This window comes from Sporomusa sp. 246TCP1 (assembly GCF_057319775.1).
Genome location: NZ_CM170492.1, coordinates 5,090,148 through 5,105,804 on the forward strand (window position 1 = coordinate 5,090,148; position 15,657 = coordinate 5,105,804).

Annotated in this window: 9 protein-coding genes and 2 tRNA genes; 9 read left to right on the top strand and 2 right to left on the bottom strand. The window is 46.5% G+C overall.

What is annotated here, in order from left to right:
- Positions 1-191: 191 nt before the first annotated feature.
- A complete protein-coding gene (locus AC1ECB_RS24150; RefSeq protein ID WP_485666172.1) occupies positions 192-2,111 on the top strand; it encodes a putative bifunctional diguanylate cyclase/phosphodiesterase in 1,920 nt (639 codons plus the stop codon).
- 5 nt (positions 2,112-2,116) lie between these two features.
- Positions 2,117-2,923 carry a bifunctional hydroxymethylpyrimidine kinase/phosphomethylpyrimidine kinase gene (thiD, locus tag AC1ECB_RS24155; RefSeq protein WP_485666173.1) on the top strand — a complete coding sequence of 269 codons (807 nt, stop codon included), beginning with the start codon at positions 2,117-2,119 and terminating at the stop codon, positions 2,921-2,923.
- A gap of 17 nt (positions 2,924-2,940) precedes the next feature.
- Here thiD and AC1ECB_RS24160 read toward each other — a convergent pair whose 3' ends face one another.
- Positions 2,941-3,516, bottom strand: coding sequence for a hypothetical protein (locus tag AC1ECB_RS24160; protein WP_485666174.1), 576 nt, complete (start codon positions 3,514-3,516; stop codon positions 2,941-2,943).
- 212 nt (positions 3,517-3,728) lie between these two features.
- On the opposite strand from AC1ECB_RS24160, the gene AC1ECB_RS24165 reads away from it, so the two are divergent.
- The 5 genes from AC1ECB_RS24165 (at position 3,729) to addA (ending at position 13,858) form a co-directional block, all read left to right on the top strand.
- Positions 3,729-4,970: a metallophosphoesterase gene (locus AC1ECB_RS24165; RefSeq protein WP_485666175.1), complete on the top strand. Its 1,242-nt coding sequence runs from the start codon at positions 3,729-3,731 to the stop codon at positions 4,968-4,970.
- A complete protein-coding gene (locus AC1ECB_RS24170; protein WP_485666176.1) occupies positions 4,967-5,470 on the top strand; it encodes a mismatch-specific DNA-glycosylase in 504 nt (167 codons plus the stop codon). Before AC1ECB_RS24165 ends, AC1ECB_RS24170 begins: the two co-directional genes overlap by 4 nt.
- A gap of 183 nt (positions 5,471-5,653) precedes the next feature.
- Positions 5,654-6,424, top strand: a complete 771-nt coding sequence (locus tag AC1ECB_RS24175) for a basic amino acid ABC transporter substrate-binding protein (protein WP_485666177.1) — start codon at positions 5,654-5,656, stop codon at positions 6,422-6,424.
- A 208-nt stretch (positions 6,425-6,632) separates the two neighbouring features.
- Positions 6,633-10,106 (top strand): helicase-exonuclease AddAB subunit AddB, encoded by a 3,474-nt coding sequence (addB, locus tag AC1ECB_RS24180; protein WP_485666178.1) that lies wholly within the window; start codon positions 6,633-6,635, stop codon positions 10,104-10,106.
- Positions 10,106-13,858, top strand: a complete 3,753-nt coding sequence (gene addA / locus AC1ECB_RS24185) for a helicase-exonuclease AddAB subunit AddA (protein WP_485666179.1) — start codon at positions 10,106-10,108, stop codon at positions 13,856-13,858. The genes addB and addA overlap by 1 nt, the downstream gene beginning before the upstream one ends.
- 116 nt (positions 13,859-13,974) lie before the next feature.
- Here addA and AC1ECB_RS24190 read toward each other — a convergent pair whose 3' ends face one another.
- A complete protein-coding gene (locus AC1ECB_RS24190; protein ID WP_485666180.1) occupies positions 13,975-14,922 on the bottom strand; it encodes a magnesium transporter CorA family protein in 948 nt (315 codons plus the stop codon).
- 488 nt (positions 14,923-15,410) lie between these two features.
- Here AC1ECB_RS24190 and AC1ECB_RS24195 point away from each other — a divergent pair.
- Positions 15,411-15,499, top strand: a tRNA-Ser gene (locus AC1ECB_RS24195).
- A gap of 57 nt (positions 15,500-15,556) precedes the next feature.
- Positions 15,557-15,647, top strand: a tRNA-Ser gene (locus tag AC1ECB_RS24200).
- Positions 15,648-15,657 lie beyond the last annotated feature (10 nt).

Below are 15,657 nucleotides of genomic sequence, written 5' to 3' on the forward strand. Positions count from 1 at the left end.
CGGACGCAAGTTTTCTAACTTTTTCTGACTTTTTGACCTTTATTGACTTTACCTATACATATTTCACAAATAATTTTGTTATAGATCAGAAAAATATCGCAAAAAAAATAATGTTTTTAGTGTATAATATTTATAAGGCTAATTATGTCATGTTTCTCCTTCGGTGATTTTGGAAGAAGCAGGTGTAAACAGTGGATACAATCTTTGCCAATATCGCTGTTAACGGGCTAGTATCAAACAACTATATTTATGCTGCAATTATTGTGCTTGGCGGCATTGTTACTTATTTACTGGCAAATGTTCAAAAGTATAAGCAGACTATAAAGTTATTACAGCAGCAGAATGAAGAATTTATGACAGTCCATGAAGAATTATCCGCCCAGGAGGAAGAGCTCAGACAGAATTTCAATGAATTGTATCTAAGAGAGGAAACCATTAGACAAAATGATGAAATATACCAGCTTGTTACCGAAGGCTCAAATGATGGGCTGTGGATATGGGATATTGTTACTGATGCCAAGACGATGTCTGAGCGCGGCTGGAATATGCTGAAATTGCCTGAGAATGCAGTAACTACGAAAGCGAAATGGAAGCAGACGATTGTTCATCCTGACGATTTACCGCGCATGGTGGCTGAATTGGAGCGTCATTTTAGTGGTCAGACCCCTTTTTATCAAGCTGAGTATCGTGCAAAATCAGCACAGGGCGGCTACCGTTGGATTCTATCACGGGGAAAAGCCTTGTTTGACAGTAATGGGCAACCGTTGCGAATGGCTGGCTCGTATACAGATATTACCGACCGCAAATATAAAGAAGAAAGAATTAAACATATGGCTTATTATGACGCTCTTACCGGTCTTGCTAACAGGGAACGGCTGGTAGAGGTTGTCAAGGAAGCATTATATTCAGCTGCCTCAAGCGACGGGAGAGCGGCTTTGGTTTTTATTGATATTGATAACTTTAAACGAATTAATGACACCTATGGCCACTCATGGGGTGATAAGCTGCTTATTTGTCTTAGCAAGCGGCTGGAAGCGCTGGTGGTTGAAACAGGTATGGCCGCCCGCCTGGGTGGGGACGAATTTGTTATATTTTTACCGGTCATAGCTAGAAGTGAAGACGTAACTGCATATGCAGACAAGATGATGCACGTGCTTGAACGGCCAATCACCGTGAACGGACATGTTTTTCACATTACGGCCAGTGCTGGTATTGCTATTTATCCTGAGCATGGCGATAATGTGGAAGATTTTTTACGTACGGCAGATATGGCTATGTATTCGGCCAAAACGTCAGGGAAACATACCTATCGGTTTTTTGATAAATCAATGCAGGATGCAGTTGTAGAAAAAACCCTAATGGAAGCTCGGTTGCGTCAGACCGTTTACAATAACGAACTTAAACTCCACTATCAGCCACAGTACAACATGAATTCTGGTCAGATAGGCGGGTTTGAGGCTTTACTCAGATGGAAAAGCCCTGACTATGGCATGGTGTCACCGTTAAAGTTTATCGCGCTGGCGGAAGAAACAGGGCTTATCCTTGGTATAGGTAATTGGGTGCTAAGAGAAGCCTGTAGTTTTAGCCAGGAACTATATGCACGTGGTCAGGGACGGTTATGTACAGCGGTAAATATTTCGGTGGTGCAGCTTATGCAAGCAGATTTTGTTCAAGTAGTTGCTGCGGCACTGTCTGAAATCGGGTTACCACCAGAGCTGCTGGAGTTAGAGATTACTGAGAGTGTATTAATGGAGCGGTTTGAGGACAATGTTCGCAAGTTGGGAGAGCTCAGGAGCATGGGAGTGCGGATTGCGCTTGATGATTTTGGCAGTGGTTATTCATCGCTGACCTATCTGAAAAAACTACCGATTACGGCTCTGAAAATAGATAAAGCCTTTATTGACGATATTGCAGTTGGGGATCATAATATTGCTATTACTGGCAGTATTATTGAATTAGCGCATGAAATGGGTTTGGTTGTGGTTGCGGAAGGCGTTGAAACCGAGGAGCAATTTGCTTATCTTAAGCAAAAAGGCTGCGATACTATTCAGGGATACCTTATTAGCCAACCGTTGCCACCGGAAGAATTCATTGCAAAACTTCAGGGGTGAGAATAATGAAAAGTGTGTTAACAATTGCTGGCTCTGATTCAAGCGGTGGTGCCGGCATCCAGGCAGATCTGAAAACATTTGCGGCACATGGCGTGTTTGGGATGAGTGTTATCACCGCCGTTACGGCGCAAAATACGCAAGGTGTGTTTGCTGTCCAGGATATTACGCCTGAGGTAATTGCAAAGCAGATGGATGCTATTTTTTGCGACATTGCGGTTGCCGCTGTTAAAATTGGCATGGTATCGCAAATTGAAACTATTAAAACCATTGCTGCCAAATTAAAGGAGTATGGTGCGATAAATATCGTGATTGACCCGGTTATGGTGTCAAAAAGTGGTTATCATCTTTTAAATCCCGCTGCTGAGGCCACACTGGTGTCAGAGCTGTTGCCGCAGGCAACTATCGTGACACCGAATATCCCAGAGGCTGAGGTTATTACTGGACAAACCATTGCTACGTTAGCAGATATGGAGGCAGCAGCCCGCACTATTTTTGCGCTGGGCCCGAAAAATGTGTTAATAAAGGGCGGCCATTTGGATGGTGATTCAACAGATATTCTCTTTGACGGCCAAGAGTTTGTTCACTTTAAATCCCGCCGGATTGAGACTAAAAATACGCATGGCACAGGCTGTACCTTGTCTTCGGCTATTGCGTCCAATCTGAGCCGGGGATTACCGGTAACAGACGCGGTAGCAAGGGCTAAGGAGTACATAACCATTGCTATTGAACACTCGTTGACTATTGGTAAAGGGGTAGGGCCAACCCACCATTTTTATACTTTATATAAAAAAGCGGGACTGTTTGATCAATAGTCAGCCGGCAGGATGTATTATATATGCCTGCGACTTAACGGGCTAGTATATTTATAAAACGAGTTGGCAACGGGAGTAACTTCTGTTTCTAACTCGTTTGTTGACTCAAGATCACTATCAATGGATGGCTCAGTCTTTTTCTGTACTGGTGCTGGGGGCGGTGTTGATGGTGTTATTCCTTCTGGCGGCGGACCAAAGCAGGAATAGTCATGGCAATGGTGGTCCAGTACCTGGCGTAGTAATTCAAGGATAACAATTTGTTCTGCCGTACGGCACGAGTCATCCTCCAGTGTGCCGCAGTTAGCTAGGAGACGGATGATATCAACAGGAGCACAGGTTACGGCCAAAAACTGGCTGCTAAACGCTATTTTACAACATAACAGCTCAAGCAAAATATCAATCAGTGTCCCCGCCCGGTCAAAGCGGATAACAGCCCGTTCAAAGATCTCAAAAGGTATGCCGGGCGTGCGACGTATTTCTTCAGCTGAGCCAACCAGCAGCCGGTAGGAGCTAACTAATGAAGAGAAATTAGGAATAACGCCGGTAATATCACCTAATATCGTATCAATAATAGTTTGTGTACTGTCGGCCATACAGAAACCTCCAATTATAGATACTTATACTATATGCCGTATGTATGCTGGTGGCTAAATATAACCGCAAAAAACTGTAACACGTCTATATGATAAAAAAGGCAGTGAGGCAATTTAATTTTACTAGACTATTCTTTTTTTCTCTATCAACTATACTAAAAATACTTTGGGGTATAATGACAAATAGTATAGGTTGAAAGCGGGAGGTACACATGCAGCACAGTCCGTCAATTGTTGCAATGCTAATTGTTTTTTTGATTTTATCGGGAATAATGTGGCTGGGTGGGCGGATTTTAGCCAAATGGCATCCGGTCTATACCGGAAAAAGGGCTCGCGCTGGTTATTGGTTAGTTACGGCTTTGGCAGTGGTTATTCTTATTTTTAGCCGCTGGCTGCGGCCGCTAAGTGGGTTCCCAGGGGAATGGTTCAGGTATTTTATTTATGCTGCCTATGTATGGATGGTTGGATTGGTATTCATGCTGGTAGTGTTATTGGCAGGTCATGGTGTAAGACTTTTGGTGAGGAAGTTTGGTCAACAGTTCATCGGTCGGACAGAAAAAGAACAATCACAATCCAAACCTGTGCAAGCTGAAAGGATGATGCCAGGGGGCTTTACACGCCGCGAATTTTTACAGCGGGCGATAACGGTAGTTCCGGCAGTGCCATTTGCTATGAGTGCTTATGGCGTAATTGGCGGGGATACCAAGATTGTTGCTAATCGGTATACACTGTCTTTTGCGCAGTTGCCAGTTGCTTTGGATGGTTTTACCATTGCACAAATAAGTGATACTCATATCGGGCCCTTTTTCGGGATGGATAAGCTGGAACGGGTGCTTGACATGGTTAGACAGAAGGAGCCGCACCTGCTTGCCGTTACAGGTGATTTGGTGGATGATTTAGACTTATTGGTGCCAACGATCGAGCGGTTGACAGCCTTTCAGGCTGAGTTGCCGTACGGTATTTTTTATTGTTGGGGTAATCATGAATATTTTCGGGATATTAGACGCATTCGCAGGGCGCTTTATAGCAGTCCGATAGCAGTGTTGGAAAATAGCCATCAGGCAGTGAAAGATGGCCTGTATTTAGCCGGAGTCGATTATCCATGGGGAAAAAACAAGACTGAACAGGAAACAAAGCGACAGGAGTATTTTGCTCAATCAGTCAGCAAAATACCGGCCAACGGTTTTACTGTTCTTTTAACCCATCACCCTGACTTTTTGGACAATGCCTTTATGGCGGGAGTGCCCTTGTCACTAGCCGGACATACGCATGGTGGACAGGTGGCGATTTTTGGCACATCAGTGCTGCCGATACAATATAAGTATATGAAGGGTATGTTCCGGCAAAACGGTTCTTATGGGTATGTCAGCGCCGGAGCAGGGCACTGGCTGCCGCTGCGTATTGGCTGTCCGGCAGAAGTTAGCTTTTTTAAGCTAACGCGGGGGATATCATGAAGCAAGTACCTGATATCATTGCTGCTAATCTAAAAATTTTGTTTATCGGCTTTAATCCAGGAACCAGATCGGCGGAAACAGGGCATCATTTTGCCGGTTATTCGAATAAATTTTGGAAGTTGCTAGCGGCAGCCGTTCTTACGCCCTATCAGTTTAAATCAGAGGAAGATGGCAAGTTATTGGCTTTTGGTCTGGGTATTACCAACATCGTGGCTCGTCCCAGTCGGACAGCCTCAGAAATAACAAAAGCGGAGTATCAGGCCGGGCGAATAATTTTACAGGAGAAGCTACTGCTATATAAACCGCAGGTTGCCTGCTTTGCCGGTGTGGGGGTGTATCGGGAGTTTACGCAGCAGGCGCGTGTTACCTGTGGCTGGCAAGCTGCCAGTGTGGTATCAGGGGTGGCTGATTTTGTTGTGCCGTCACCTAGTGGTTTGACGCGGATATTGTTTGCCGAGCAATTGACGTATTATCAGGAACTAAAAGAGTATGTAGTCTGATACCAATGTGGTACAGGTAAGGTGTCAGGGTTTTGTTGCAAAGGTTAGAAAAGCGGATAAGACAGGCGCTTGCGTAAGCAAGCACCTGTTTTTCTTTCTAATTTGCTTGGTAGCTTAGGTTGCGGCCAATACAAAACGGTGTATAATTATAGAAGATTATTCATTAAAAGAGGTGCATATAGTATGTTCAAAAGAGGGATGGCCTTTGCTGGTCTAATCTTGTTGGTTTTGACTTTAGGTCTTGCTGGCTGCGGTGGTAATCAGTCACCAACTGCCAAAGTTCTCAAGGTGGGTGCTGAAGCTACATTTCCGCCATTTGAGTTCCAAGACGAAAAAAGCAAGGAATATGTTGGTTTTGATGTGGATATTATGAAGGCTATTGGCAAACAGATGGGGATGGAAGTTCAAATTGTCAATACAGGTTTTGATGGCTTGATTCCGGCGCTGGAAGGCAGTCAGATAGACGCCATTGCATCAGCTATGACTATTACTGATGAACGCGCTAAAAAGGTTAACTTTTCCAAGCCGTATTATAAATCTGGTTTATCAATTGTTGTTAAGTCAGACAATGTAACAATTAATAATTTCAAAGAATTAGAGGGCAAGCGGATTGCTGTACAAATAGGCACTACCGGTGCGGAAGCCGTTAAGAAGATTAAAGATGCCAAAGTCCGCGAGTATAACAGTGCGTCCGAAGCCTATCTTGAGCTCAAGGCTGACGGGGCGGATGCAGTTGTCAATGACTTGCCGGTAAACGAATACTACCTGGCCAAAGGTGGCAGCAAAGATGCCAAGTTGGTTGGTGAGGTTCTTAATGCTGAGGAGTATGGCATTGCAGTCGCTAAGAAAAACACTGAACTAGCAGGTAAAATCAATAAGGCGTTGGATGAAATCAAACAAAATGGCGAATATGCCAGAATATATGAACAGTGGTTTGGAAAAAAGCCGCAATAAGTGATCAGGTGCCAAAATAAAAGACTCATCTTTGGATGGGTCTTTTATTTTGGTGAACCGAAAAAATTACAGATATTCACAAAGACGCATATTGATGTGCGGAATATGTATTGCAGTTTACGCCATTCTTTACTATGATTAAATATAGATAACACATATTTGTTCTCACGAAATTTTTTCAAGGCTAAATTTTAGGAGGGGACGGCGTTTGAAACTTAAATTTATCCTAGGCCAGGCTGGTTACGGCAAGACCTGGCAGTGTTTTCATGAGATAGTCGCCCGGCTGGCCGAATCGCCTGATGGCCGGCCGCTTCTTTTTATTGTGCCTGAACAGGCTACTTATGAAATTGAGCAGGCGCTGGCTGCCGCCTGTCCGTCTCAGGGCTTTATGCGGGCTCATGTGCTGGGCTTTCGCCGGCTGGCGCACCGGGTACTCAATGAAACCGGCGGTGCAGCCAGACCGCATATATCGGAATTGGGAAAACGCATGGTCTTTAGCCGGTTATTAATGGAGAATAAAAGTAATTTCAAACTACTCTCACGGGCGGCTGCAGAAAAAAGTTTTGCCGCTACGGTTGCGGGCTTAGTGAAGGAGTTTAAAACCTATGGCGTAGGGCCGGACGTACTTACCGCGATAGCCAACGAGCAAGAATGTAATCAGGCGTTAACGGCTAAAATGCAGGATCTGGCGTTATTGTACCAGGGATTTGAGGACTTTTTAGCCGGACGGTATATTGACCCGGAGGATTATCTTACCTTGTTGGCAGAGAAAATTCCCGGGTCTTCTCTGCTGAGGCAGGCTGAAGTGTGGGTGGATGGCTTTACCTTTTTTACCCCACAGGAATATGCCGTAATAACAGCTATGTTAGAAGCGACACAGTCTGTGACGGTAACTCTATGTCTGAACCAGCCGGAAAGTGAGTTGCATTCCCGCGAAGAAGCGTTGTTTCACCGTCAATGGGAAACGTATCAGAAATTAAAAAAACTGGCGGCCGAGCTGCAGATTAAAACTGAGCAGCAGGAACTCATACTGCCGCATCGTTTTGTCAGACCAGCACTGGCAGCTATTGAACAGCAGTTTTATAGCGGCTGGAATCCGGCTAAAACGGTTACGCCGGATAACAGCTTTATGTTGGCAGAAGCGGCTAATCGCCGGACAGAGGCTGAGGCCATAGCTCGTGAAATAATTAGGCTGAGCCGGGAAGAAGGCTTACGATGGCGGGATATGGCTATCCTTATTCGGGACATGGATAGCTATGCCGAGTTAATGACAACTGTGCTGACTGCTTATAATATTCCTTTTTTCAGTGATAATAGCCGTCCGGCGGTACATCATCCGCTGGCCGAATTGCTGCGTTCTGCACTTGATGTTGTGCTGGAAAGATGGACTTATGAGCCGGTTTTTCGTTGTTTAAAAACAGATTTACTGCCAGTGACCCGTGACCAGGTGGACCTATTGGAAAACTACTGTCTGGAATTTGGTATTCGCGGATCAAGGTGGACAAAACCGGACGAGTGGGCGTTCCGGCGTCGGTACTCATTGGCTGAGGACGAGTGGGCTGGTGATGAGCCTGATGCTGCTGAGCAGGAATATTTGTGCCAGATTAATACTATCCGCCATGATAGTACAGCCGCGCTGGTACTCTTAGCCGGGAAAATAACACCGGCGATAAAGAAGGGTTTGACACCGGTAGAATTGGTACAAGCTGTCTATGAATTTTTACAAAGCTTACATGTGGCTGATACGCTGGCGGCCTGGGCGGTTTCTGCTGAAGCTGCCGGGGATCTTGAACAGGCGAGGGAACATCAGCAGATGTGGCCTAAACTGGTGGAACTGTTAGATCAGATTGTGGATACGTTTGCAGAGCAGCCGTTGAGCCTAGCGGAGTTTGCTGCTATTGTCAGTGAAGGGCTGGAGGGTACCAATCTTAGTTTAATTCCGCCTGGGCTTGATTATGTTACAATTGCCGCCCTCGAACGGACGCGGCGATTGCGAATAAAGGCCGCCTTTGTCCCGGGGGTGAGTGATGGCATATTGCCGCGCCGGCGCAGGGACGAGGGGCTGTTGAATGATGGTGAACGAGCGTTGCTGCGAACGCTGGGGCTGGAACTTGGCAGCGGGGCAGTGGCCGATGTCTTTGCGGAGCAGTTTTTGGTATACACAGCTTTGACGCGGGCTAGCCAGCACCTATGGGTTAGCTATCCGCTGGCCGATGCGGAAGGAAAAGCGCTGGCACCTTCAGCCATTATCAGACGCTTAAAAGAAATTACTGGTGTTTTGCCTGTGGCGCTGCCAATTGAACCGCCGGCGGGGCGGGAAGCCGAGTATCTTGCCAGGCCTGAGCGGGCGCTGGCAGCATTGGCCGGGGTGCTTAGGCTATATCGGGAGACTGGAAATATCAGCCCGGCCTGGTGGGATGTTTATAACTGGGCGCTGATGCAGCCTCAGTGGCGTGAACCGCTTAGGGTAAGTTTAGCCGGGTTATTTCATCATAACCAGCTAGAGCCGTTACAGCCTGGACTTCCTGGCCGCCTATATATGAAAAATGGTGTACTGCGAGGTAGTGTGACCCGGTTTGAAGCGTTTCGCGCCTGTCCGTTTAAGCATTTTGCCCAGTATGGACTGAACCTTAAGGAGCGGGCTGTCTATCAACTTGCGGCACCTGATTTGGGACAGTTTTTGCATGCTGTGCTGAAATCATTTGGTGACAGGCTGGCTGCACGCAATCAAAGCTGGGGAGAGCTTACCGGCAATCAAATTAGTGAATTATGTGGGGATATTGTCACCCAGTTAGCCCCTAAGCTGCAGAATGAAATACTGCTAAGCAGCAAGCAGCATGAGCATTTGGTCACCAGGCTGACGCGGCGGGCTATCCGGGCTGTCAGCCGTCTGGCAGCCTGGGGCGAGGTCACTCAGTTTCGGCCGGTGGCATTTGAGCAGGCTTTTGGCCGGGGGTTAGACGCGCTGCCGCCGCTTAAGCTTACTCTGCCGGATGCTATTGTGGAAGTAGCCGGGCAGATTGACCGCCTGGACATGGGTGAGTATGACAACCAAAACTATGTGCTGGTTATTGACTATAAATCAGGCGGGGCTTGGCTCAGTTTGACTGAGGTTTACTATGGTCTTAAGCTGCAATTGCTAACTTATTTATTAGTGGCGGTGAGCGCCCGGAACGGTCCTAATGCTTGTCTGCCGGCAGGGGTATTATATTATTTTTTAAAAAATCCTGTTATTTCGGGGACAACTCTGAAAACACCAGAGCAAATTGAAAAAGATATTAACAGCCGGCTCAAAATGCCAGGCTGGTTACTGGCTGATACAGATATTGTCGGCTTATTGGATGCAGCGATTAACGGTTGGTCTGAGTTTTTTAAGATTGCGTTGGGTAAAAACGGTTTTTACGAAAGTTGTAGGGATAAGCTCAAAACAGAGGAAGAATTCAAGATATTATTAACCCATGTTGAACAGGAGCTGCTGGCTGTAGCGGCCGCCATTCTTGATGGCGAAACAGCCATTAGGCCGTATCGCTTGGAGAAAAGTACACCCTGTGGCTATTGTGCCTTCCTGCCAGTATGCCAGTTTGACGGTAATTTGCCGGAAAATGACTATTTGGCGCTTCCTAAGCTGGCTGATGAGGCTATTATGAGGGAATTGCGTCAACGGAAAGGAGGCGGTGAGTAATGCAATGCTCTCCTGAGCAACAAGCGGCGATTGAAACCCGTAATCATAATCTGTTGGTGGCGGCAGCTGCCGGGTCGGGTAAGACCTGGGTGCTGGTGGAACGGATTATTAGCCGGATCATTGACCCTGACGAACGGCTGAGTGTGGATAGTCTGCTGGTGGTGACCTTTACCAATGCGGCGGCTAACGAGATGCGCGGTCGCATTGGTGAAGCCTTAAATACTGTACTTAGGCAGCCTGAGCTCACTGATGTTGAGCTTAGGCGCCATGTCGAGCGACAGTTGGTGCTGCTAAATGCAGCCAATATTTCTACCTTACATGCCTTCTGTCAGGGCATTGTGCGGCAGTATTTTTATCTGCTGGCCATTGAACCTAATTTCCGGGTGGCTAATGATGCCGAGGTGACATTAATCAAGAGTGATGTGCTTGAGGCTGTGTTTGAGGAAAGCTACCTGCAGGCAGATACAGATTTTTTGATGCTGATTGACTATTATGGAGACGAAGTCAATGATAATTCTCTTGCTGGACTGGTGCTGAAGTTATATGAGTTTTCCCGCAGTCATCCCTGGCCGGAGAATTGGCTAACTGGTTTACCTGACGCTTTTCTTTTGCCGCCAGCAGCAACTTTTGATGAGACTCCCTGGTCATCCCTGGTCCGGGATAAAATAGTACTGGACTGGGAGGAGGCTCGCCAGCAGCTGCTGGCACTAATGGCAGAGGTTAGCAAACCGGGTAGGCCAACAGCCTATGCCCAGACCTATGCCGAAGATATTAAAATTATTGATAAATTGCTGGTAGCTGCGCAGTCATCCTGGGCAGCGTTGTCTAAGGCGTTGGCAGAGGTTAGTTTCCCCCGGATTGCCTCAGTTGGTAAGGAAGTGCCTAAGGAAATTAAGGACTATTTTCAAAACCAGCGCAATAAAGCCAAAAAGCGGATAACCGATGCCAGGGTATTTTATTTTGAACGCAGCGGCTCGGAACTTGTGGCTGATTTGCGTCAGGTTGAGCCGCTCATGGCTGCCTTGGTCCAACTAGTTAAGAACTTTGCATTAAAATTTTCCCTGGCGAAACAAGAAAAAGGCATTGTTGATTTTAATGATTTAGAGCATTTGTGCCTGGAGGTATTACGAGCGGCAGATTCAGGGCAAGGTGAAACCAAGCCTTCGCCGGTAGCTCTCCAGCTTAAAGCCAGGTTTAGCGAAATTATGGTCGATGAGTACCAGGATACCAACAGAGTACAGGAAGAAATTATCCGGCTTGTTGCAAGTGTTGAGCAGCCCAATCTCTTCCTGGTGGGCGATGTCAAACAAAGCATTTACCGATTCCGCCTGGCTGAGCCGGCTCTGTTTATGGACAAATATCATGGTTATCAGAGCGGCACGCGGGTCGGGTGTAAACGCATTGATTTGAGTAAAAACTTCCGCAGCCGTGCCGGGGTTCTTCATGCTGTCAACTTCCTGTTTGCCCAGCTTATGACAGAGCGTACGGCTGAGCTTGATTACGGACCGGCAGAGCAGCTTAATCCTGGCCCTGATTATCCGGTCACGGTAGGAAACAGCCTGGAGGGACCGGTAGAAATCATTATGATTGACAGGGAGAAAGCTGGGGATGAGAGCATCGCTGACGAGGGCGAGGCGATTAGTAGTTCAGAGTCCGGAATTGAGGAGTGTAGCCAACTGGATAATGGTATACCGGAAGAAGAACTATCTGCTTTTGAGCAGGAGGCTGTCCTCATAGCCAAGCGTATTCAGGAATTGATCAACAGTTGCTGTGTGGCGTTTGATAAACAGGCGGGCGGCTATCGTCCCTTATTGTACCGTGATATTGTTATTTTGCTGCGTTCGGTACGGGGTAAGGCTCAGGCGCTGCAGGATAGGCTGCGGCAAAACGGGATTCCCTGTTATGCAGAACTGGATTCCGGTTATTTTTCAGAAACCGAGATATCTATTATGTTAGCCCTGTTGCAAGTTATTGATAATCCCCACCAGGATATTCCAATAGCAGCGGTGCTGCGCTCGCCACTGGTTGGTCTGACTGGCGATGAACTGGCTGAAATTCGACTGTGTTTGGCGCAAGGCAGCCTGTGGACCGCATTGCAGGCCTATAGCCATACTCAGGCTGTTTCCCACAAGGTTCAGGGCTTTTTGGCTAAGCTAACGACTTGGCGTAATTTGGCGCGGCGTAAGGGTGTGGCCGAGCTTATCTGGCGTATTTACCAGGATACCGGTTACTATGACTATGTGGGTGGGATGCCTGGTGGAGTTTTACGGCAAGCTAATCTGCGGGCGCTGTATGATCGGGCCCGGCAGTATGAGACCACTAACTTTAGGGGACTGTTTCGCTTTTTACGGTTTGTTGAGCGGCTAAAGAATAAGGATTCTGATTTGTCGGTAGCCCGGGCGTTAGGCGAGAGCGAGGATGTTGTCAGGGTCATGAGTATTCATAAAAGTAAAGGGCTTGAGTTTCCAGTAGTTATAGTGGCTGATATGGGAAAAAACTTTAACCTTATGGATACGACTGGGTTGGTATTATGTCATAAGGAGCTGGGTGTTGGGCCGTATGTTACGTTACCTGAGCTTAGATTTCGCTATCCGACACCGGCTCGATGGGGTATTGCCCATAAGCTTGAGTTGGAAACTAAGGCCGAGGAACAGCGGATTTTGTATGTGGCCCTGACCCGGGCCAGGGAAAAACTCATTTTAGTTGGTTCGGCCAAAAAGTTGTCCCAAAAGTGTGCTACATGGTGCCGGGCAGTGGGCGAGCCGCAGGCAAAACTGCCAGTCAGCCAAGTCATAAGAGCTAAAAGTTATCTGGATTGGGTTGGTATGGCAGTTGCCCGGCATACCGATGGTGAGGCTATTCGCCAGTATGGTGAGTGCCCTGATCAGCCGGTGACAGCGTTAGCAGGCCAGCTTTCAGCCTGGAACATCAAAATAGTTAAGCTGGAAGATAATAAACCGTTAACGCAGGCCGGTCAGGCGGATGACGCATTATTGGCGGCTGTCCGGCGGCTGGAACCGGTTGACTGTGATACTGATACCCGGTGGGTGGATACGCTTTTAAACTGGCAATATCCATGTATGAACGCAGTTAGCAAACCAGCCAAACTGTCAGTGTCGGAAATTAAACGCCGTCTTGAATTTGTGGAAAGGGAAGAGGCCGAGGTTGTATTTGCACCAAAACCGTCGACCGTGCATGTCCGTCCACGCTTCCTGCAAGCCACCTCGCAACTGACACCGGTAGAGTATGGGATGATGCTGCATACGGTTATGCAACATATTGATTTAGCTGGCGAGTTTTCTAACCAAGCCATTACTGAGCAGGCCAGTGCCTTGGAAGTTTGTCAGATTTTGCCGACTGGTCAGGCGGCAGAGGTTGATGCTGGTTTAATCAAGGCCTTTTTTACCTCTCAGCTTGGCCAGCGTTTGACGAAGGCGAGCGAGGTGTGGCGGGAAATGCCATTTAGCCTGCTGCTGCCGGCCGAAAAGTTTTATCCAGATCTGCAAAACTGTGGGGAACAAATTTTCGTGCAAGGGATTATTGACTGCCTGTTTGCCGAAGATGACGGTTTAGTTTTGATTGATTATAAGACCGATAGCGTCGTCGCGGTCGATGAATTGGTTAGCAAATATGCAGTTCAGCTTAGTATGTATGCGCTGGCAATTGAGCGGATACTTGGTCGACCGGTCAAGGAACAGTATATTTATGCATTCCGGTTGGGGCGTGAGATTAAATTAGATGGTTTAGGGTAAAGGAAAAAGTGGCTGTACTGGAAATCGAGTTCCAGTACAGCCACTTAGGATGCTTATTAATATTGTTTTATACAAATCATAGCTTAGGGGAGGAAGCTGCCTTGCTCATATTTTTACTAGAACATGCCTTTACGCCATAAACCAAAGGCACTAAGTGCGGTAACAGCCACAGCAAATAATAGCGTAATAACAAAGCCACCGTTGCCGCCAAAGGGTACATCAACATTCATTCCCATAAAGCTTGAAACCATAGTTGGTATTGCCAAAATAATGGTCATAGAGGCCAGGAATTTCATCACGCGATTGAGGTTGTTTGAGATGATGGAAGTAAACGTATCCATCATACCATTCATAATGCGGCTATACATTTCGACCATTTCAATAGCCTGTTTATTTTCAATAATAACATCTTCTAACAGATCTTCATCTTCTTCATACATTTTAATCAGGTGTTGTACTTGGCTGGTAGAACGGAGTCGCAAGAGCTTTTCCAAGACGATGCCGTTAGAACGCAGGGAAGCGGCAAAATAGGTTAAGCCTTTCTGCAGCTCTAAGAGCTGGAATATTTCCTCATTTTGCATAGATCGGCGCAGATAACATTCGATCTCGTCTGTGCGGCGGTTAATCTGCTTTAAGTATTTCAAATATAAAGTAGCCGATTTATATAATATCTGAAAAAGAAATCTGGTCTTTTTAAAGGTACTGAACAACCGGTGATTTTCAGGTTTAAAATCAGCTAAGACTTCGTTGGATTCCAGGCAAATCGTAATGATGTAGTCGGTAGTAAGTACGATGCCTAATGGCAACGCGTCATAACTATCATGACCACGCGTAACAGGAATATTGGTGATAACAAGCATATGATTTTCTTCCACTTCGATACGGGAACGTTCTTCTTCGTCCAAGGCTGCTTTAAGGAAATCAAGTGGGCTGCCAGTGGTGACTGCCACTTGCTCCAGTTCCGCGGATGTGGGATTAATCAGGTTAAACCAGGCACCTCGTTCCAACGTCTGAAGAGTAAGCTCATATAGATCTGTGCAATTGCTGCGATAAATTTTAAGCATAATGCTCCCCCCCCTTTTTTCTTTTTAGGGGAATGCAAATAGTTACCTTTACCTAGTCAATCGGATAACCCTTAGCTAAGGTGTTGCTAAGTGGTGTACTCAGATAAATTCGGCGAAAAAAATGGAATATTCCCCTAATTTTTATTAAATTGAACAAAAGACGCCAACTAGGTCGGCCTACATCCATCTATCTCACCTGCCTTTGAAATATTAATGATTATCTTAAAATATCTCTATAATGAATATAATTCTGTTTACCTTAATAGTCAACCCTTTTATAAAAAAAATAACCTAGATTTAACCCGGCTATAGCATGAGGCAAGTATTCTTACTACTAGATCATCAATTCTGTGTATTATTGTATTACTTGTGCTAGCCAATGTGCACACGGTCAAGAACAGGTAAGGCAAAACAGACATAAATTACCGGGGGTTGTTTTGTTGACAAGCCATCTTGTCATTTGTTATAATACTAACTGTGCTTGCTACGGAGGGGTGTCCGAGCGGTTTATGGAGCTGGTCTTGAAAACCAGTGATCCCGCAAGGGACCGTGGGTTCGAATCCCACCCCCTCCGCCATATAAGTCAATTGACTTGAGGCAGAGTATCTGCTATAATCTAACCAGCTTATGACACGGAGTGGTACTCAAGTGGCTGAAGAGGACGGTTTGCTAAATCGTTAGAGGTCGTGAGGCCTGCCAGGGTTCAAATCCCTGCCACTCCGCCATAAAAAAACG

Bases quoted from the DNA above. Each gene is read 5' to 3' on its own strand.
- thiD (WP_485666173.1), top strand. From the start codon at position 2,117: ATGAAAAGTGTGTTAACAATTGCTGGCTCTGATTCAAGCGGTGGTGCC.
- AC1ECB_RS24160 (WP_485666174.1), bottom strand. From the start codon at position 3,516: ATGGCCGACAGTACACAAACTATTATTGATACGATATTAGGTGATATT.
- AC1ECB_RS24165 (WP_485666175.1), top strand. From the start codon at position 3,729: ATGCAGCACAGTCCGTCAATTGTTGCAATGCTAATTGTTTTTTTGATT.
- AC1ECB_RS24170 (WP_485666176.1), top strand. From the start codon at position 4,967: ATGAAGCAAGTACCTGATATCATTGCTGCTAATCTAAAAATTTTGTTT.
- AC1ECB_RS24175 (WP_485666177.1), top strand. From the start codon at position 5,654: ATGTTCAAAAGAGGGATGGCCTTTGCTGGTCTAATCTTGTTGGTTTTG.
- addA (WP_485666179.1), top strand. From the start codon at position 10,106: ATGCAATGCTCTCCTGAGCAACAAGCGGCGATTGAAACCCGTAATCAT.
- AC1ECB_RS24190 (WP_485666180.1), bottom strand. From the start codon at position 14,922: ATGCTTAAAATTTATCGCAGCAATTGCACAGATCTATATGAGCTTACT.